Here is a 20,368-nt window from a genome sequence, read left to right on the forward strand (position 1 = left end):
GACACTCAATATTTTATTTCACGATTTTTCGTAACTTATCGTGAATGCAAATATTAAAACGCCTGTATAATGCACCAGTAACCCTTTCACTGATAGCAGTGAATACAGTCATCTTTTGCATAATGGCGATCAGTGGGCATGAACTGTGGTGGGGCAATGCGGATGACCTACTACTCCGGGGCGCCAACTACTGGCCCCTTACGGTAGTGCAACACCAATACTGGCGTTTATTTACCAGTATGTTTCTGCATGCTGGCCTCTGGCATTTGTTTACCAATATGCTGGGATTACTCATCGCCGGCATATTCCTGGAACCCATTTTAAAAGGACCTAAATTTTGCCTCGTGTACCTGGTTACAGGCCTGGTGGCTGATTATGCCAGCATATGGTTCCATCCCGATGCCGTAGGCGTAGGCGCATCAGGGGCCATATTCGGCATTTATGGTGCCTTTCTGGCGCTGCTAACCACCCCCCTGTTTAAACGGTCCGTAAAAATGCCTTTCCTCATTTTTATAGCCTTATTTGTATGTTTAAATATCATCGTGGCATGCTTTACCGTAGGCATAGATAATATTGCGCACCTTACCGGCTTTGGCTGCGGCATACTCACCGGCTATTTACTATACTTTACTTTATCCAAAGCAGATGCAAGCCGGTTGCCAAACTAATCGCAAGACGAAAACTTAAATACTTACTTTTGCAGATCAGCAACTTAATGAAGAATATGTACAAAAACCTGTTTAACCTGGCAGCACTGGCAGTAATGCTCTGGAGCTGCGGACAGCAGAAAACACAAAAAACACCACCAACGGATGCTGCCGGCTCACAAATGGCAGACGTACCGGCACTTTCTGACACGCCAATCGACACCATGGAGCTGGCAGGAAAAACTTACCTGATCTATACCATCGATTCTACCGTATTTGAAAACTTCAAAGTACAACCGCAGGATACCAGCGAAGCCCAGGCACTTGCAAAAGATTCTACTGTAAAAAGAACAGGTAACAGCTTACAGTTTAAACTACAAAATGGTAAAATTGCCACCCTCACGGACAAAGACAGCGATGCCGAAAATGAAGGCGACTTCGTGCATTTCTCTTATGTGAGCAATTACCCGGAAATCAACCGCAAAGGTATCATCGCATATTATTACGAATCGCAGGATTTCCTGCTGCTGGACACCCGCACGGGCGATACCCTGCACATCTGGACTGAACCCATCTTCTCCCCGGATAAAAAACATATCCTCTGCGCCAGCATGGACCTGGTGGCAGCGTTTATGCCAAACGGTTTCCAACTGTATAATATCGAAAAAGACAGTATCCGCTACATGGGCGAGACCAACCTGGAAACCTGGGGACCCACAGAAACAAAATGGGTGGATGCTAAAACGATCCTCTGTCGCTATATCAGTATCGACGACGAAGGAACCACCCAATCCACACATGTAAAATTGGTGATGCAATAGCAAATTATCCGTAACTTAAAGATAAATCCGTCATATATGAAACAGCTGGCTACTACCTTGCTCCTGCTCATTTTCGGTGTTTTCTTTATGCAAACGCAGGCGCAAAATCCAACTATCAACATAGAAGGTACTTCCGCCTCTATTGTCAGCAAACTGGGTAAGTCACTGGTGCTCACCGATCAGCAACAACCTAAGTTACTTACCCTTGTCACCAATTATCTGCAACAAAAATCGAATATACAGGCACTCAAAGGCAGCAATGAAAAGGCTTACCAGACAAAGCTCAACAGCATGCAGAATGGCCTTAACAACAAACTAAAAGCACTGCTGGGCACTGAACAGTTTAATAACTATCTCAGTTTAAAGCCGGCAGCCCCGGATGCAACCAACGTGCTCACCTACCTGTACTATTAGATGTCACGATAATTAAGTATTTTCAGGCGCTTCACTTAGCAATAGGTGAGGCGCTTTTTTTACCAGTGAACAATTATGAACAATGCAATTGCTTAAGTTAACATCTGCTGTATTTGCGGCGGCCACCATCCTGTCCGCCCATCCCGTGGCAGCCCAGCAAAATACTGACTCTGCACAGCTGGCAGCCATAGTAAAAGCCCTGCCGCCGCTGGCACCTGTTAAAGTCGGACAAACTGCAATTCCACTGCCAACAGCACCAGCAGGCTATAACCTGCTGCTGAAAGGCTCCGACAGAATGCCGGTCATCAACCTGGATGGCCACGTTACCACTCCGCTTACGGATGCTACCGTAAACCTTTACTTTGTATTGCAACGGCAGTCGGATGGTGCTGAAACGGATGTACCCATGTCTGTTGCTGTTTCAGGGAGATATGGAGCGCCGCAGGCGGATCAGCCATTCGTAATTCCGGCACTCCGGGAATGGCATGGCTATACAGGCCATTACACGCTGACACCTAAGGCAAGAGTGATCATTGACCCGGCCTATGCTGCACAGCTGGAAAGCGTGGCACAGCGGCTCACCGCTGATATCGCGGCTACCACATCTACCTGTAAAATAACTTACAAAACCGGCAAACCTGCCGCCGGTGATATATTTCTGACATTAGCCGGCGCAGATGCCAACCTTGGCAAGGAAGGTTACCAGCTGGATATCAACAGCGCAGTAACGGTAACGGCTACACACCCTACCGGCGTTTTGTGGGGCGCGCAAACCATCCTGCAGTTGCTGCAGCAGTCGCCTGCCCGCAACACCCTGCCCAAGGGCATCACGCGGGATTACCCTAAATACGCAGTGCGTGGCTTTGTGCTTGATGCCGGCAGAAAATTTTTCAGCATGGAATTTCTACGTAACTATGTGAAATTCATGTCTTACTATAAAATGAATGATTTCCATGTACACCTGAATGACAACGGATTTGCGAAGTTTTTCGGGGATAACTGGGATAGCACCTATTCCGCCTTCCGGCTGGAAAACAGCACCTATCCCGGGCTGACAGCCAAAGACGGCTCCTACTCCAAAAAAGAATTTATTGCCCTGCAAAAAATGGCGGACAGCTTTGGAGTACGGATCATCCCGGAAATAGATGTACCGGCGCATTCACTCGCGCTCAGCAAAGCCCTGCCAGCGGTAGCCAGCGATAAATACGGCCGGGACCATCTCAACCTGGAACCTGTTTCCTGGCAAATGGTGGATAATATTTTCAAAGAATACCTGGAAGGCCCGCAACCGGTGTTTATCGGCGACGAAGTACACATCGGTACCGATGAATATGATAAAAAAGAGTCCGAAAAATTCAGGGCTTTCACCGATCACCTGATAAAATATGTGGAAGGTTACGGCAAGAAAGTAAGGATGTGGGGCTCACTCACACATGCCAAAGGAACTACTCCCGTGAAATCAACCGGTGTTACCATGAATGCCTGGTACAACGGTTATGCGGAGCCGCGCGATATGATTAAGCTGGGTTATGACCTCATCAGCACACCAGACGGCTGGCTGTATATAGTGCCCGCTGCCGGTTATTATTACGACTACCTCAACATCTCCCGTATATATAACAAATGGGAGCCGAATATGATAGGGAAGGAAGTATTTCCGTTTGGGCATCCGAAAATTAAAGGCGGCGCATTTGCAGTATGGAATGATCATCCCGGCAATGGCATAACCGCCGAAGATGTACATGACCGCGCCTTTCCGGCCATGCAGGTATTAGCGGAGAAAATGTGGACCGGCTACAACGCCCATCAGCCGTATAAAACCTACCTCAGTAAAAGTAAATATCTCCCTGAAGGACCAGGGTTAAACTTACAACACAAATTATATAGTAAGGATTCCATATTAATAGCATACGATTTTAAAAGTAAAAAAGATATCAGTGGCAATAAGCACGACGCCACTACACTGGTAAACGGTACTATTGCTAACAGCCTAAAGCTGAATGGCGGCAGGAGCTATTTACAAACACCGGTGGATGCCATCGGTTACGGATATACGATTTCATTTGACATCAAGCCGGATAAAAACAATCCGGCCAATGCAGTATTATTTTCCGGCCCTACCGGCGCTGTAAAATTACTCCAGCAGCAAACTGGTAAACTGGGCTTCAGCAGAGAGGGATATGATTATTATTTCAACTACAGTGTTCCGGCTGAAACCTGGACACATATTGAGATTTCAGGAGATAACAAAGGCACATTGCTATTTGTAAATGGCGTGCTAACAGAGCGACTGGAAGGTGCGAAAATTTCTTTTACCAATACGAAAGATAAAATTGCAAAAGTGCAGACGCTGGTGTTTCCGTTTAAGTATATCGGGGATACAGCGAATGCTTTTGTGGGTGAGTTGAAGCATATCAGGGTGACCAGTATCAAAAAATAATTTGCAGTATTCACCATCGCTTTCGGCGATGGTGAATACTGCGTGAGAAGCAACGCTGACGGCGTTGCTTCTCACGCAATTACTTAAACACCCCATCATCATAAGCAGCGGCATACTCCTTAAAATCATCCTGCACCTGCTCCGCATAAGAAGCAGCATATTCATACAGCCTGTCTTTCCAGTTATCCACACTGCCGCCAAAATCAATCAGTTCATCCGCAATTGCAGAGCCCTGGCGGCCTCCCGAGCGAAGGCAATCCCAGCCAAGGATCTGCCCCATCGTCGTCAAAATCTCTTCCAGCTGCGGAATATTACCGGCAAACAATTCAAAGTTCAATTTATCGGAGCTGGGTTGCAGTTGCTTTAATACGAATTGTTCCCCCGCCACATTAACAGCATGCAACAGCGCAGGATAGGCTGCCTGCACACGTTTCTGTACCTCCGTGATACGATGCGCCTCGTCTGTCCATACAGGCTGGGGGAAGTGATGGTATTTTAAAATGCAGGAAGGGTTAGCTCTTTTCAGGTCCAGCAGGTGATATTCACCCGGTGCTTTATCGTAGGTCACCAACAGTACATAGCGTTCAATACCCAAACTACCGGTACCGGCTATACGATACGCAGCATCCACTACGTTGTAACCTTTTAAAGCAGGACGTTTGGCTGCCCAGCTGTTCACCGCCGCCTTTACCAGGTCCCGCTCTTCCTTCGGTGTTTTGATGGTTTTCAGGTCATCGATGAGCAGTCGGGGTTTATCCTCTTTTATATACATTCTTTTTGCGAGGAATGGCTTTAACTTCCGGTTACGCACCGTATCCAGAAACAGGCGGATAGTTCCGGTAGCGGCCTGTTTTTCCAGGGAACGGATATATCCGGCCGTAAGCGTATCAGCATACGATTTAATAAAAATACCGGCGAGCTTTTTCGCCTCTTTGGCATTCACATCCAGCACATCGGAGGTAAGGAAGATACTGCATAGCAATCGTGCAGGGTCCAGCAGGCAGGGCGCCAGCACTGCTTCGTCAAAATCGTTGATATCGAAATAAGGGATATGGTTATCGGCTTTGTAGCTACCGAAATTTTCGAGGTGGAGATCTCCGCAGATCCAGCTACGTGGGGATTTCAGTAGTTCGTTCCCTGCAGGCAAATCTTCGTAAAACAAATGGCAGGAGCCTCTGAAAAAGCGGAGTGGATTGCGGCGCATGGCTGCATACTTCATGGAAAGCAAGGCAGGAATGCGGCCTTCGTTGAAATGGATAATCCTGTCAGAAATCTGCTGCATATGGTATCTTTATATAGCGCTTACCTGCGTTATATAAAGATACCAAATTCCGGCCGCTTACACGATGATCTGGCGGTCGCGCGCAATCACCTTCCAGGTGGCAGTTACATCGTTATTTTCTGCTACATAAGCCTTTTCAAACAAGGCTACGGTAGGGCAAATATGTAAAGGTACTCCGTAGGCAACAGTACCTACGGGATATTGCGCAGCTGATTCCACTTTCATCACCAGGTGCTCTTCACTCTGGGAGATAATAGTGCCGGGAATGTTCAGGAATTCCACACGTGGCTGCGGGTTTTCGGCCGCTACGGACTTATGCCCGAGGTCCAGGCAGATCAGCTGATCATCGATGTGAGAAATGACCCGGCTGAGTACCAACGCTGCGTAATGAAATGGTTGTTCCGGCAGATTTTTGGCATAACCAAAATCCCAGAATACAAAAGTACCCGGACTACATTCTTCGCGGCGGCGTTGTGCATGAATCGGGAAAGTGGGTGTGCCACCTGCCACTACCAACGGCACCGGTAAACCGGTTGCCACCACATCTGCCACCAGGTTTATAACAGGCTCATAAGCCTGATCACATTTTTGTTTTCGTATAGCCAGGTCCGTGTCGTGCAGGTGGCCATCATATACATGGAATCCTACCGGCAGCAGGTTTTCCAGCGAATGTATGTACTGATATAATGCCAGCGCGGTTTGATCCGGCTTAATGCCGGTGCGGTTCATACCTACGTTGATATCCATGTATACATGCACGTGGCGGCCGCTTTGCTGCGCCAGCGACTGTAAATAGTCAGCTGACTCCCTGTTATCTACCAGGCAGGAGAAACTGGTGCCCGGATATTTCTGTATCAACTCCAGGAAACGCACTGCCTTTGGACCTACCGGCTGATAGGCCAGCAGTACATCCCCCGCGCCGGCCAAACCGGTCATCTCCGCTTCCGCGATGGTAGCGCATTTGAATTTATTGATACCCGCGTCCATCATCAGTTGCACCACTTCCGTCATTTTATTCGTTTTTACGTGTGGGCGTAACCGTGATACGTTATCAATCATTCCCTTTACGGTGTTGATATTTTCAATCACCCTGTTTTTATAGATGATGAGTGCAGGTGAATCTACCTGGGCTGCATTCCTGAGTTCAAACCAATTCATTACAAATTTTTTATACAAACAAACTAAGCAACAAAGTGCCTGCCAGTCCGGTTACGGATACGATCGTTTCCATCACGGACCATGTTTTGATGGTGTCTTTCACTGTCAAGTTAAAGTATTCTTTAAACATCCAGAAACCGGCATCATTTACGTGGGAGAACATGAGGCTGCCGGCACCTGTGGCCAGCACCATCAGGTTGGGATTCACGCCCGAAGCCGGTATCAGCGGGGCCACTATGGCAGCGGTAGTGAGTCCTGCTACGGTAGCGGAACCAATGCACACACGTATGATTGCGGCAATACCCCATGCCAGCACCAGCGGGTGCAGGTGCAGCTGCTGCAGGCTATCGGCGATATAGGAGCTTACTTTGCTATCGTTCAGCAATTGTGTAAGTGCGCCGGAGCCGCCAATTACCAGAATAATTACAGCTACATCCTTTACTGCCTCATCCATCAGGCCCATAACTTTTTTCATGGGTGTTTTCCTGCGTAATCCCAGCAGGTACATACCGTTGAGCACGGCCAGCAGCATTACGATCAGCGGATCGCCCAGCCAGCTGGCCACCTTATATCCGAAACTGTGTTCTGGTATCCAGAGCTTTGCCACGGCAGTAAATGCCAGCAGCAGCACTGGCAGCATGGCGGCGAACAGGCTGGCGCCCATTCCCGGAATTTCGTTTTCCGGCAGTTCTTTCGTCGTAAATATCTGGGATGGCGGGTTGGTGTAGCTTTTAAGAAATCTGCTGAATACGGGCCCCGCAAGGATGATTGCGGGCACTGCCACCAGGATGCCGTACAACAACGTAAGGCCCATACTGGCATGAAAGGTTTGTACCAGCGCGGTAGGTGAAGGATGTGGGGGGAGATAGCCATGGGTTACTGATAGGGAAGCCAGCATGGGAATCCCCAGGTACACAGCAGGTAAGCCTGTACGCCCGGCTACCATAAATATCAGCGGTACCATCAGCACAAACCCGATATTATAAAACAAGGGAATACCTACTACAAACCCGGTGATCATGAGGGACCACTGCACATATTTTGGCCCCAGCAGTTTCATGAGTCCGCCCGCAATACGTTGTCCGGCGCCACTTTCAGCCACCAGCTTACCCAGCATGCTACCGGCTACTATCACCACGATCAGCGATCCCAGCGTTTTACCAATACCGATTTGGATCGACTGTGTAATGGCTGAAATATCCATACCCAGGGCCAGTCCCATCAGCAGGGATACTATCAGGAAACTGAGAAAGGTATTTAGTTTGAGCCAGGCCACCAGGATCACAAGGAGGATGATGGCACCAATCACAATAAGTAAAGGCATGCTTGTTCGATTTTGGTATCGGACAAGATATAAAAAAAGAAGTAGTAAACGGAAGATTGTTATTCGTACCGCAGGGCGATAATCGGATCCAGTTTGGAGGCTTTATAAGCCGGGTAGATGCCGGAGATCAGGCCCACGATGGCGCAGAGACTTACACCGATAAAGATCCATAGCCATGGGATGATAAATGGAGAACCTAACAGTAACGACACTACGTTGCCGAAGAGCATGCCTACCAATACACCGATCACCCCACCCATCACACTGATGATAATGGCTTCGTACAGGAACTGCTGGCGCACCACTTTACTGGTGGCTCCCAGGGCCTTGGTGACGCCGATTTCGCGGGTACGTTCGGCCACCGATACAAGCATGATGTTCATGAGTCCGATAGCGGAGCCAAACAAGGTGATAAAGGCAATGGCTACTGCGAAGAGATTTACTTTACTGAGACTGGAAAACAGCATTTCTGCGATACTATCGCTTTTGCTGATCACGAAGTTGTCAGCCTCGTTTACAGCAAGACCACGGATAATACGGAAAAGCCCGATAGCTTCCCCTTGTGCGGGCTCCATCTGGCTGATATCTTTTACGGCGATGCCTATCTGGTAGGAGGCATTAGGCCGGTTAAAAATTCTTCGTGTATTGTTGACCGTAGTCAGTACTACGTTGTCCTGGCTCATCATGGCACTACTTCCTTTGGAGGCGAGCACGCCGATTACCCGGTAGCGCACATCTCCCACCCGCACGGTATTATTCACTACGTTCTTCAGCTTTTTGCCAAAAAGTTTTTCCGCCACGTCTTTTCCCAGGATGGCTACATTTCGGCCGGATTCCACATCGAGGGTGTTAAAGTTCCTTCCCTCGGCCACTTCGTAACTGGCCACCTTGAGATAGTTTTCATCCCCGCCAATGACGGTCACGTTGGGATTTGTTTTCTTATCATCTTTATAAACAGTGGCAATGCCGGAGGCCCTGAAGTTGATGCTCACCTCAGCGGGGAAGTGGTAACGTTCCTTAAAACGTACGGCATCCTGGTAGGATATCACCTTGTTACTGTTTGATTTTTTTACTTTTTTCTGGTTTTTGTTCCCTTTTGAGGCTTTTTCACTGTCGTCGCCCATGCGTACCTGGATATCGCGGTTGCGGATACTGAAGCTGTTGGCGCCCATCATGGCGAAACTGCTGTAAATACTGTTCTTCATGCTGTCGATAGCAGTAAGAATGCCCACCAGCACAGTAATACCCAGTGCGATGATTGCTACAGTGAGCCCGGTTCGGAGTTTATTACCGGTAACGGAACGATATGCCAGTGAAAATATATCTCGGGATTGCATAAATACGGGTTAATAGTAAAGTTAATATAATAATGCATTCGATCCGAGGTTATTTGGGATTAGTGGTTGATCGGTATAAAAAAAGGAAGACTGGTGCCTTCGGCACCAGTCTTCCTTTTTAGTATCATCGCAAAACCGGGGGTTTTGCGGTAGTAATATTTGAATTACAGCCAGCAGAGCAGCAGGTTCGGGAATAAACCGAGTGCCAGCACGAGGATCACGGTGAAGATCAGACCGGCTTTGAAGCCACCGGAAACCGGCTCTACCTGAGGCTCGCCCTGTTTGAAGTACATGGCTATGATCACTCTGAAGTAATAGTATACGCTGATGGCAGCGCAAAGTACCGCCAGGATCACCAGCCAGAGCAGGTGGCCCTGCTGGATAGCTGCAGCCAGTACGAAGTATTTAGCGAAGAAGCCGGCCGTAACCGGGATACCTGCCAGTGAAAACAGGAATACTGTTACCGCAAAAGCCAGCACTGGTTCTTTCTTAGCCAGGCCGTTGAATCCTTCGAAGGTATAATCTTTTAAACGCAGCAGTACCGCGAAGATACCGATGGTAGCGATGCTATAGGCAGCAGCATACAGCACAATACCCTGGGCCGCTGCGAGGTTCATTGCAATTACCGCAAACATCATGAAACCTGCCTGTGCGATAGAGGAGTAAGCGAGCATGCGCTTCACACTCTGCTGGAACACAGCAGTAAAGTTACCCAATACGAGGGTCAGCGCGGTAATGATGGCCAGTAACAGCATCCAGTGGCTGCTGATTTCTCCGCCGCCGAAGCCAACGTGAAACAGGCGAACAAACGCGATGAAACCACCGGCTTTTACCACCGTAGCCATAAAGGAGGTGAAAACGGTAGGTGAACCATCGTATACATCTGGTGTCCAGAAGTGGAAAGGAACAGCGGATACTTTAAATGCCAGTGCAAAAGCAACCAGTATGGTACCGCACAGTGCCAGCGGTGAAACGTTTTCAGCGCCGAGGCCCAGTGAAGCAATCTCGAAAGTACCGGCAGAACCATAGATCAGCGTGATACCCATCAGCAATACACCGGTAGAAAAACATCCCATCAGGAAGTATTTCAGTGCAGCTTCGTTGCTCTTCAGGTTCTTTTTATCGCTACCAGCAAGGATATACTGTGGTATCGACATAATCTCAATGGCCAGAAACAACATCAGCAGGTTGCTGAAAGTGGCTGCCAGTGAAATACCGGCGAGGATAAAGAACACCAGTGCGAAATAATCCGCCACGTGCTCTCCCACCTTTTCAAACTCGCTACCCGACAACAGGAAATACAACAGCGTGGACCCAATAGCTACTGCATTGAATATTATGCTGAATTTAGTCACTTCAATCATGCCAAACATAGTATAGCCGCCCAGCTCCACAGATGGATACTGTGCCAGGTTAGCTATAAAAGCTATAATAATGGCCGCTATGGCAAAAAATTTAATGTGCTGCTTACGTGCAAATAAACCAACGAACATCAGTACAACGCCCGATAAAGCAGTAGAAATTAGTGCATTCATATTTTTGCGTTACAAAACCCCGATTAAAATTTAAGAACTACAGCAGTTGTGTTGCTTACCAGGTCCAGGATTGGTTTTGGATAAACACCCAGGATCAGGATGATAGCAACCACCAGGCTCAAAGCCAGCACTTCTGCAGGCTGTAAGTCGGTTGTAGTTTCTGTTAATGCATTCGCGTTACCGAACATTACCTTCTGGATCATGTTCAGTGTATACACCGCAGCCAGGATGATACCCAGTCCGGCCACTGCCATAAACCAGTGATTATATTGGAACAGACCGCTGAACATCAGGAACTCACCTACGAAACCGTTGGTCAGTGGTAAGCCGATGTTTGCCAGGCTGATAATAACCAGGAAGATGGCCATACGCGGAGCTTTCTGCGCAATGCCTCCCAGCTCGTCCATATTTTTGATGTTGAAACGCTGCTGGATGATCTCAACGATAATCCACAAGCCGATGATGTTGATACCGTGGTTAAACATCTGGAGCAGCACACCCTGCATACCCTGTTCGGTATGGGAGAAGATAGCTGCACTCATCAGGCCGATGTGGGCGATGGAAGAGTAAGCGATCAGGCGCTTCAGGTCCGATTGTACCATAGCAATGCAGGAAGCATAGATGATACCGATGATGGAAAGCACGATGGCTACATCTGCCCACATGTGAACGCCTTCAGGCAGTACCGGCACCAGCCAGCGGATTACACCAAACAGCCCCATTTTCACCATAATACCGGAAAGGATCATGGTTACAGGAGTAGGCGACTGCTCATAAGTATCCGGCTGCCAGGTATGGAAAGGGAACACCGGCATCTTGATGGCAAAGGCTACAAAGAAGAGCCAGAACAGCCAGTTCTGCTGATCTGCACCGAGGTGCAGGTTGGTGAAGGATTCCCAGCTGAAGGAGTGATCAGGGTTCTGTGTATACAGGTAGATGATACCTACCAGCATCAGCAGTGACCCGAGGAATGTATAAACAAAGAATTTAAACGTAACGGCTATACGCTTATCACCTCCCCACAGTGAGCAGAGGAAATAAACAGGAATCAGCGCCAGCTCCCAGAAGATATAGAACTGCAGGGCATCATAAGCGGTAAATACGCCGGTAAGGCCCGCCTGTGAAAGCAGCAGGAGTCCATAAAAACTGTTGGAAGATTCGTAGTTGCGGTTATAGATGGCAATAAAAACAAGCAGAAAAGCGATGGCTGTTAATAAGCACAGCATCATGCCCATTCCGTCTAAACCTACCCTGAATTGACTTCCCAGCTGAGGGATCCAGTTGGCTGTGAAGCTCAAACTGTCGGGTGCAGTACCTAAGCGGCACCATGCACCAATTGCTGTTGCCACCGTTGCCAGGGATGAAATCACCGCCAGCACTTTAGGCCCGGACCCCTTCAGGCCAAATGCGATAAGGCCCGCGATGAAAGGAATCAATATTAATAAAACTGTCAACATAATTTATCTGCGCTTGTAACTTCTGCTATTGGTTTATAATAAGAATCCGATCACAAATAATACGATCATACTGATCACCATGGCAAAGATGTAGAAACCTACATTACCGGTTTGTACTAACCGGAGCTGCTGGCTACCCCATTTTACACCGCGACCTACACCGTTCACCAGCCTGTCGATACCAGCTTTTTCAACCGTATCACGGAAGAAGCGGCTCAGTTCATACAGTGGTTTAACGATCACTGCGTCATAGAGTTCATCTATATACCATTTGTTTTCAAGTACTTTAGCGAGGCCGGTATTTTCAGCACCGGTATCCTGGTAGTTCACGAATTTCTGACGTGCCAGCAGTATCATTACAATCACCAGTACAGAACTCAGTCCCATCAGCAGCCATTCAGTGCTGTGCGACAGATGGTGCGTAACCGCGAAAGGCGCACTCGGCGCAAAAATCGGTGCCAGGTATTCGGCCAGGAAGTTTTTGGTTCCAAATACTTCAGGCATACCTACATAACCACCTACCACAGATAAGATAGCCAGCACAATCAGAGGAACTGTCATGGCAGCAGGACTTTCATGCAGGTGATGCTCCTGTTCATGTGTACCGCGGAATTGTCCGCAGAAAGTGATGTAGTACAGGCGGAACATATAAAAAGCCGTCATCAGTGCACCAATCAAGCCTATCACGTAATAGGAGATGTTTACACCAAATGCATGGGCCAGAATTTCATCTTTGGAGAAGAAGCCGGAAAATCCGGGGATACCAGCGATAGCGATACAACCAATCAGGAAAGTCCAGTTGGTGGTAGGCATATACTTTTTAAGGCCACCCATTTTACGGATATCCTGTTCGCCACCCATTGCATGGATCACGGAACCGGAACCGAGGAACAACAGCGCTTTAAAGAATGCGTGCGTCATCACGTGGAAAACGGCTGCTCCATAGGCACCTACGCCGAGGGCCAGGAACATATAACCCAGCTGACTCACGGTGGAGTAAGCCAATACTTTCTTAATATCGTTTTGTTTCAGTGCAATAGAAGCTGCAAACACCGCAGTAGCCAAACCAATGATGGCCACTACTGTCTGAATGCATGGTGCCAGCGTATAGATCACGTTGCTGCGTGCAATCATGTAGATACCGGCGGTAACCATGGTAGCAGCGTGGATCAGGGCAGATACCGGGGTAGGACCCGCCATCGCATCCGGCAACCAGGTATACAGCGGAATTTGCGCTGATTTACCCATGGCACCTACAAACAGCAGCATGGCAATGGCACCCAGCACAGGACTGTTCATGCCCAGCGGCGCTGCTTTGCTGAATACTTCAGGGAATGTTACGGTACCAAACTGCATGATCATGAAGAGGATACCCAGCAGGAAGCCGAGGTCACCGATACGGTTCATGATAAATGCTTTTTTGGCAGCATTATTATAACTGGTGTTTTTAAACCAGAATCCGATCAGGAGATAAGAACAAAGACCTACACCTTCCCATCCGATGAACATCATCACATAATTGGCGCCCAGCACCAGGATCAGCATGGAGAACACGAAGAGGTTGAGGTAAGCAAAATATCTTGCGAAGCTCTCATTGCTCTCATCGTGCATGTAGGAAGTGGAATAGATATGGATCAAAGTACCAACACCGGTAATGATCAGCAGGAAGAGGGCACTGAGCTGATCTACCTGAAATGCGAAAGGAATATGCAGGGAACCAACGGAGATGAAATCGAACAGGTTCACTACCTGTGCGGTAAATCCATCAGCTTTCACCTGGAAAAAGATCATTAAGCTCACCACAAAGGCAGCCAACACCGTACTACTTCCAACAAACCCTACGAGGGACTTGGATAAAAATCTGCGTCCCAATCCATTCACCAGGAAACCTAATAATGGTAAAAATGGTACCAGCCAAACTAGATTAATCATTTATCAATTCTATTTACGACGTCGAAATAATTAATAATTATGAAGGAGGAGAATTATTAATTTTTCAGCCTGTTAAGAATGTTTATATCTACGGAGTGTGTATTTCTGTAGACCATTGTAATAATGGCCAGACCAACTGCTACTTCAGCAGCGGCTACCACCATGATAAAAAACACGAACAACTGCGCTGAACCGGCATCTACTTTTCCGGCATCTGCCCACATTTTGGAGAAGGCTACCAGCAGCAGGTTTACCGCGTTTAACATCAGCTCTATGCACATAAAGATGATGATGGCGTTTCTGCGCATCAGCACTCCCATCACACCAATACAAAACAGGGCGATACTCAGGAATATGTAATATTGAACAGGCATAAAAATGAATTACGTTTTACGAATTATGCTGACCTGGTAAGATCAGTCTTTTTTACCAATAACTACTGCACCTACCATTGCACTCAGGAACAGGATGCTGCTAATCTCAAATGGTACTACATACTGTGTAAACAGTAGTTTTCCCAGGTTGTGAATCAGTCCTATTTCCACGGATGACTCACTGAGTGCCGGCATGCTGGCGTCGCGCAGGGCGGCTACCAGTACTACCAGTAAAGCACCTCCGCTCACAGCTCCGGCATATTTCAGCCAGTTGCGTTTCTGCGGTTCAATGTCTGCATCCAGGTTCATCAGCATCATTACATAAAGGAACAATACCATGATGGCTCCCGCGTACACGATGATATGTACTACGGCCAGGAACTGAGCATTGAGCATGATATAATGTCCGGCAATAGCGAAGAATGTCACAATCAGACATAATACGCTTGATACAGGATTTTTGCTCAATACCACGCCCAGCGCCGATACCAGCGCTACTAACGACAGCACCATGAAAATTATTTGTTGTATACTCATTCCCATCTCTGCTATGTTTGACTATTGTATTTTTTTTGGACGAAAATTATTTACCGGAAGATGTCTTTGGATTCGGAATCAGCAGATCCTGCTTACCGTAGATAAAGCCTTTACGCTCGTACATGGCAGGCGCAAAAGTTTCTGACATATAAACGGCATCTTTCGGGCAGGCTTCTTCACAGAAACCGCAGAAGATGCAACGCAACATGTTGATCTCATAACGGGCAGCATATTTCTCTTCACGATACAGGTGCTCTTCTCCCGGTTTTCTTTCCGCCGCTTCCATGGTTATAGCTTCGGCAGGACAAGCAACCGCACAAAGGCCGCAGGCAGTGCATCTTTCACGCCCCTCTTCATCTCTGTTCAATACATGTAATCCGCGGAATACAGGGCTGAACTGACGTTTCTTCTCTGGAAAGCTAACGGTAGCCTTACGTTGAAAAAGGTGTTTCAGGGTGATACCCATTCCTTTTGCAATCGCAGGGATATACATCTTCTCCATGAAAGTCATGGGTCTGCGATCTACCGGTTTTGCCCTATTGGTTAAAGTTTGCATAATGAATGCTATTTAAGTCCTGCCGCTGTTACACGGCAGGCAAATATTTAATTAATGATGACGTAATAATTCAACTGCTCCGGTGATCAGCATGTTAGCCAATGCCAGCGGAATCAGTACTCTCCAGCCCAGGCGCATCAGCTGATCATAACGGAATCTCGGAATAGTCCAGCGCACCCACATAAAGAAGAAAATAAACAGGAGGGTTTTGATGAACAGTGCCAGGAAACCGGTCAGTGCCAGCATGTTTTCGCTCAGGCCCAGTTTATCCATTCCTGGATAAGCATAACCACCGAAGTACAGGGTTGCCATCAGGGCGGAGCTGATAAACATGTTGATATATTCAGCGAACAGGAAGAAGCCGAGTTTCATGGAAGAATATTCCAGGTGGTAACCACCATTCAGCTCGTTCTCTGCTTCCGGAAGGTCGAAAGGAGTACGGTTACACTCTGCAAAAGCACAGATCAGGAAGATCAGGAAGCCCAGGGGCTGATATACTACGTTCCAGAGTCCGGCACGTTGTTGTTCCACGATTTCCTTCAGGCTCAGAGTGCCGGTCAGCATCAGCAGCGCGATCAGCGCCAGGCCCATAGGCAACTCGTAGGAGATGATCTGGGAGGCAGCACGTACAGATGCCAGGAGAGAGAATTTGTTGTTAGATGCCCAACCACCAATCATAATACCGTAAACACCCATACTCACCACGCCGAAAATGAACAGGATACCGATGTTTACATCTGCTACCTGCAGGGAGATCTGACGGCCGGCGATGGTAATGGTATCGGCCCATGGAATAACGGCGCTGGTCATACAGGCCACCAACATAGCGATGGACGGGCCGAGGATGAACAGGAACCTGTTGGAATTGGTAGGAATGATTTCTTCTTTAAAGAAAAGTTTACCTCCATCTGCCAGTGGTTGCAGTAACCCCATAGGACCCGCACGGTTAGGACCAAGGCGATCCTGGATCCAGGCAGCTACCTTTCTTTCGCCCCAGGTAGAGTACATTGCCACTACCAGCGAAAGGACCAATACTCCTGAGATAAGGAGAATCTTTTCAATTAAGAAAAACCAGTCTATACTTAATAACGTCATTTCCAAATACGATTACGAATTACAAATTACGATTGAGATTTATTGAAATCGTCAGAGTGTGCCGGTCCGTCGATCTTCGACAGGTCGATGGTAGGCCTGTTTACCTCACTCTGCGTATGGATATCGAACAGCAGTTTTGGCTGGCGGCCATCCAGTACTTCTACAAGCGGGTCTTTCGGTTTCACGGTATTTACATAGTGACCCTGAGAGATAACGCTGTGGCGGTCAATCTTACGAGGTCCTTCTATGGTCCAATCTTTTACGTCTTTCTTTTCGAAGCGGCAGGTATCACAGATCCAGTTTTCCACTTCACCGTATTGGTCTTTGCGGGCGGTTACGCGGAATACTTCATCACCACGCATCCAGAGTGCCACTTTACCGCAGCATTTAGGATTATCGCAATTGCGGTGAGCATCCACAGGTTTGAGGAACCATACACGGTTTTTGAAACGTGCCGTTTTATCGGTGAGCGCACCTACCGGACAAACATCGATTACGTTACCGATGAAATCATTGTCCAGGTTATTCTGGATATAAGTGCTGATCTGGGAGTGATCACCTCTGTCGAGTACACCGTGCTCACGTGATGCTGTCAGCTGATCCGCTGTGAATACGCAACGGTAGCAGAGGATACAGCGGGTCATGTGCAGCTGGATATGATCACCGAGATCTATTTTATCAAATGTTCTGCGTTTAAATTCGTAGCGGGTACCTTCAGCGCCGTGTTCGTAGCTGAGGTCCTGCAGGTCGCACTCACCAGCCTGGTCACACACCGGGCAATCCAGCGGGTGGTTGATGAGCAGGAATTCCACGATGCCTTTGCGGGCTTCCAGTACTTCCGGAGAGGTGATATTGGCTACTTCCATACCATCCATTACAGTAGTACGGCAGCTGGCTACCAGTTTAGGCATAGGGCGCGGATCCGCTTCTGAACCTTTCGTCACTTTTACCAGGCAGGTACGGCATTTACCACCACTACCCTGCAGTTTGGAATAGTAACACATAGCCGGTGGCACTACATCTCCTCCAATACCACGTGCTGCATTCAAAATGGTAGTACCTGGTTCGACCTCCACGGAGATGTTATCGATCTTAACCTTGAATAATTTTTTTTCCTCCGCCATTGTTTTGATTTTTATACTCGCAGTGCGAGCGCTTCCTTTTATTTTTTTCTCGCAGATAGCTTATTGGGCCAGGAGCGAGGATTGTGTTTTGTCTTTTTTTCACGCAAAGCAGCATAAGCAGCTAAGCAGCTAAGGATTATGTTTTGTTGATTAAGTTCCGATTATAGAGATAAAAACGAATTTTATCTCTATTCTTTTGTTGTTAAACCATTGAACTTTTCCTTAGTGTTATATTACAAATTGCACACGACACGGTGTATCCCATCTTTTATCAGCTTAACATTGAAATTCACTAATAATCCGAGTTTTATCTCAGATAATTTGAGATATGTATAGAGCTGTTTGAAATGAACCTCTTCCAATGCTTTTAAGCTTTTAATTTCAACAATAACTTTATTGTTAATTATAATATCCGCTTTGAAAGCATTTTCAATAATGATTTCATCATGTTCAATATCGACTCCCACTTCTGTCCTGACAAAGAAACCATTCCTTTCGAGTTCATATACAAGTAATCGATGGTAAACCGATTCAAACAAACCAGGTCCATACCGCTGGTGCAAATGAAAACAAAGATCTACAATCTCTTTCGAGATTTCATTTTCAGTCATGGATGAATAATTAAAAGGTTAACAAATTCTGAAAACAAACAAATTTCTTATCAAACTCCTTTGCTGCTTATGCTGCTTTGCGAGCAAAAAAGATCTACTCCATTTCCTAAACTGTAGCCGCAACCGGCAACGGATCAGCATAATGCGCTAAACCGAAGTTGCGGCGCTGCGCTTCTTCCGGATTTTTCACATGCCATTCAAACTCGTCACGGAAGTGGCGGATAGCTGCTGCCACCGGCCATGCTGCCGCATCTCCCAGCGGGCAGATGGTGTTACCTTCGATCTTGCGCTGGATGTCCCAGAGCAGGTCGATATCACTCATCTTACCTTTACCTGTTTCTATATTTTTCAGCACTTTTTCCATCCAGCCGGTACCTTCACGGCAAGGGCTACACTGACCACAGCTTTCGTGGTGATAGAAGCGTGCGAAAGTGAGCGTGTTTTTAACGATACACTGGTCTTCGTCCATCACGATGAAACCGCCGGAACCCAACATGGAGCCGGTTGCGAAACCGCCATCAGCCAGGCTTTCATAGGTCATCATCCTGGTTTCACCCTTCGCTGTTTTCAGCAGCAGGTTGGCAGGCAGCACCGGTACGGAAGAACCACCCGGGATACATGCTTTCAGACGTTTACCGTTTCTGATACCACCGCAGTATTCATCAGAGAAGATGAATTCTTCCACAGAGATATTCATTTCGATTTCGTATACCCCTGGTTTGTTGATATTACCGCAGGCAGAAATCAGTTTGGTACCGGTAGATTTACCTGTACCGAGTTTAATATATTCATCGCCGCCGTACTTAATGATTGGTACTACTGCTGCGAGGGTTTCAACGTTGTTTACCACTGTAGGGCACTGCCAGAGGCCTTTTACAGCCGGGAACGGAGGTTTGATACGTGGGTTACCGCGTTTACCTTCCAGGGATTCGATGAGCGCAGTTTCTTCACCGCAGATGTAAGCACCGGCACCGCGTTGTACATATATTTCCAGGTCAAAACCGGTACCCTGAATGTTTTTACCCAGCCAGCCATTATTTTTCGCTTCGGCGATGGCTTGTTCCAGGATATCAGGAATCCAGGCGTATTCGCCGCGGATATAGATGTAGCAAGCGTTTGCTCCGAGGGTGAAGCTGGAGATCAGCAGCCCTTCGATCAGCAGGTGTGGGATAAATTCCATGAGGTAGCGGTCTTTAAAAGTACCGGGCTCAGATTCATCCGCATTACAAACGAGGTAACGGGGAACACCTTCAGGCTTGGCAATGAAGCTCCATTTCATACCGGTAGGGAAGCCGGCACCACCACGACCTCTGAGGCCACTCTTTTTCACTTCTTCCAGAACAGCTTCAGGCCCCATGCTTTTCAGCGCTTTTTCAGCTGCAGCATAACCGCCGTTTCTCCGGTAAGTATCGTAATACCGGATGCCTTCAATATGTGCGTTTTCTAAAAGTAATTTGCGTCCCATTTTCTTCCTTATAGATTGATAACAACAGCTGCTGTCATCAACAGATTTTAGTATAGATTAAAGACCATCAGGCTCTGCTGGCTCCCCGCTTTGCGATGCGGTTGCCAAGGCGGTACAACAGGTATCCGGCGCTAACGCCGAAAACAAAGGAAACAAAAGCATTCTCAATTCTCCACAAAGCTGTGAATAACCCCATCAGCAATATGGTTTCGATAATGAAGAACTTATTTTGCAGTAGTAAACCTGTCAATAACCTCAT

Annotated in this window: 19 protein-coding genes; 4 read left to right on the forward strand and 15 right to left on the reverse strand. The window is 47.5% G+C overall.

Annotated elements, in window-relative coordinates; translation table 11 throughout:
• The first annotated feature begins 44 nt into the window (after positions 1 to 44).
• The 4 genes from BUB18_RS02560 (at position 45) to BUB18_RS02575 (ending at position 4,322) form a co-directional block, all read left to right on the forward strand.
• A complete protein-coding gene (locus BUB18_RS02560; protein ID WP_073077712.1) occupies positions 45 to 668 on the forward strand; it encodes a rhomboid family intramembrane serine protease in 624 nt (207 codons plus the stop codon).
• Between the two features lie 47 nt (positions 669 to 715).
• Entirely contained in the window at positions 716 to 1,468 is a 753-nt protein-coding gene (locus BUB18_RS02565; RefSeq protein ID WP_073077713.1) for a hypothetical protein, read from the forward strand.
• 36 nt (positions 1,469 to 1,504) lie between these two features.
• Complete coding sequence (locus BUB18_RS02570; RefSeq protein ID WP_073077715.1) at positions 1,505 to 1,882, forward strand: hypothetical protein; 378 nt, start codon at positions 1,505 to 1,507, stop codon at positions 1,880 to 1,882.
• 82 nt (positions 1,883 to 1,964) lie between these two features.
• The gene (locus BUB18_RS02575; protein ID WP_083549281.1) at positions 1,965 to 4,322 is read left to right on the forward strand and encodes a family 20 glycosylhydrolase; all 2,358 of its coding nucleotides are present in this window, start codon (positions 1,965 to 1,967) and stop codon (positions 4,320 to 4,322) included.
• 79 nt (positions 4,323 to 4,401) lie between these two features.
• On the opposite strand, the gene BUB18_RS02580 is transcribed toward BUB18_RS02575, so the two are convergent.
• The 15 genes from BUB18_RS02580 to BUB18_RS02650 all read right to left on the reverse strand — a co-directional run bounded on the left by BUB18_RS02580 (position 4,402) and on the right by BUB18_RS02650 (position 20,368).
• On the reverse strand, positions 4,402 to 5,604 hold the full coding sequence (locus tag BUB18_RS02580) for a DUF2252 domain-containing protein (protein WP_073077717.1): 1,203 nt from the start codon (positions 5,602 to 5,604) through the stop codon (positions 4,402 to 4,404).
• 57 nt (positions 5,605 to 5,661) lie between these two features.
• Positions 5,662 to 6,762 (reverse strand): D-TA family PLP-dependent enzyme, encoded by a 1,101-nt coding sequence (locus BUB18_RS02585; RefSeq protein ID WP_073077719.1) that lies wholly within the window; start codon positions 6,760 to 6,762, stop codon positions 5,662 to 5,664.
• A gap of 10 nt (positions 6,763 to 6,772) precedes the next feature.
• The gene (locus BUB18_RS02590; protein ID WP_073077721.1) at positions 6,773 to 8,086 is read right to left on the reverse strand and encodes a gluconate:H+ symporter; all 1,314 of its coding nucleotides are present in this window, start codon (positions 8,084 to 8,086) and stop codon (positions 6,773 to 6,775) included.
• A 59-nt stretch (positions 8,087 to 8,145) separates the two neighbouring features.
• A complete protein-coding gene (locus BUB18_RS02595) occupies positions 8,146 to 9,423 on the reverse strand; it encodes an ABC transporter permease (protein ID WP_073077723.1) in 1,278 nt (425 codons plus the stop codon).
• 164 nt (positions 9,424 to 9,587) lie between these two features.
• Positions 9,588 to 10,958 carry an NADH-quinone oxidoreductase subunit N gene (locus BUB18_RS02600; RefSeq protein ID WP_073077725.1) on the reverse strand — a complete coding sequence of 457 codons (1,371 nt, stop codon included), beginning with the start codon at positions 10,956 to 10,958 and terminating at the stop codon, positions 9,588 to 9,590.
• A 23-nt stretch (positions 10,959 to 10,981) separates the two neighbouring features.
• A complete protein-coding gene (locus BUB18_RS02605) occupies positions 10,982 to 12,415 on the reverse strand; it encodes a complex I subunit 4 family protein (protein ID WP_073077727.1) in 1,434 nt (477 codons plus the stop codon).
• A 33-nt stretch (positions 12,416 to 12,448) separates the two neighbouring features.
• Positions 12,449 to 14,347, reverse strand: coding sequence for an NADH-quinone oxidoreductase subunit L (gene nuoL / locus BUB18_RS02610; RefSeq protein WP_073077729.1), 1,899 nt, complete (start codon positions 14,345 to 14,347; stop codon positions 12,449 to 12,451).
• Between the two features lie 56 nt (positions 14,348 to 14,403).
• A complete protein-coding gene (gene nuoK, locus BUB18_RS02615; protein WP_073077731.1) occupies positions 14,404 to 14,721 on the reverse strand; it encodes an NADH-quinone oxidoreductase subunit NuoK in 318 nt (105 codons plus the stop codon).
• A gap of 42 nt (positions 14,722 to 14,763) precedes the next feature.
• Positions 14,764 to 15,258, reverse strand: coding sequence for an NADH-quinone oxidoreductase subunit J family protein (locus BUB18_RS02620; RefSeq protein WP_073078418.1), 495 nt, complete (start codon positions 15,256 to 15,258; stop codon positions 14,764 to 14,766).
• Between the two features lie 46 nt (positions 15,259 to 15,304).
• A complete protein-coding gene (gene nuoI / locus BUB18_RS02625; RefSeq protein WP_073077732.1) occupies positions 15,305 to 15,814 on the reverse strand; it encodes an NADH-quinone oxidoreductase subunit NuoI in 510 nt (169 codons plus the stop codon).
• Between the two features lie 51 nt (positions 15,815 to 15,865).
• Complete coding sequence (gene nuoH / locus BUB18_RS02630) at positions 15,866 to 16,909, reverse strand: NADH-quinone oxidoreductase subunit NuoH (RefSeq protein ID WP_178372069.1); 1,044 nt, start codon at positions 16,907 to 16,909, stop codon at positions 15,866 to 15,868.
• A gap of 26 nt (positions 16,910 to 16,935) precedes the next feature.
• Positions 16,936 to 18,033, reverse strand: a complete 1,098-nt coding sequence (locus BUB18_RS02635; RefSeq protein ID WP_073077734.1) for an NADH-quinone oxidoreductase subunit G — start codon at positions 18,031 to 18,033, stop codon at positions 16,936 to 16,938.
• A 233-nt stretch (positions 18,034 to 18,266) separates the two neighbouring features.
• A complete protein-coding gene (locus tag BUB18_RS02640) occupies positions 18,267 to 18,644 on the reverse strand; it encodes a GxxExxY protein (RefSeq protein WP_073077736.1) in 378 nt (125 codons plus the stop codon).
• A gap of 106 nt (positions 18,645 to 18,750) precedes the next feature.
• Positions 18,751 to 20,109, reverse strand: coding sequence for an NADH-quinone oxidoreductase subunit NuoF (gene nuoF, locus BUB18_RS02645; RefSeq protein ID WP_073077738.1), 1,359 nt, complete (start codon positions 20,107 to 20,109; stop codon positions 18,751 to 18,753).
• Between the two features lie 67 nt (positions 20,110 to 20,176).
• A complete protein-coding gene (locus BUB18_RS02650) occupies positions 20,177 to 20,368 on the reverse strand; it encodes a hypothetical protein (RefSeq protein WP_073077740.1) in 192 nt (63 codons plus the stop codon).

Source organism: Chitinophaga jiangningensis (genome assembly GCF_900142605.1).
Taxonomy (GTDB): domain Bacteria; phylum Bacteroidota; class Bacteroidia; order Chitinophagales; family Chitinophagaceae; genus Chitinophaga; species Chitinophaga jiangningensis.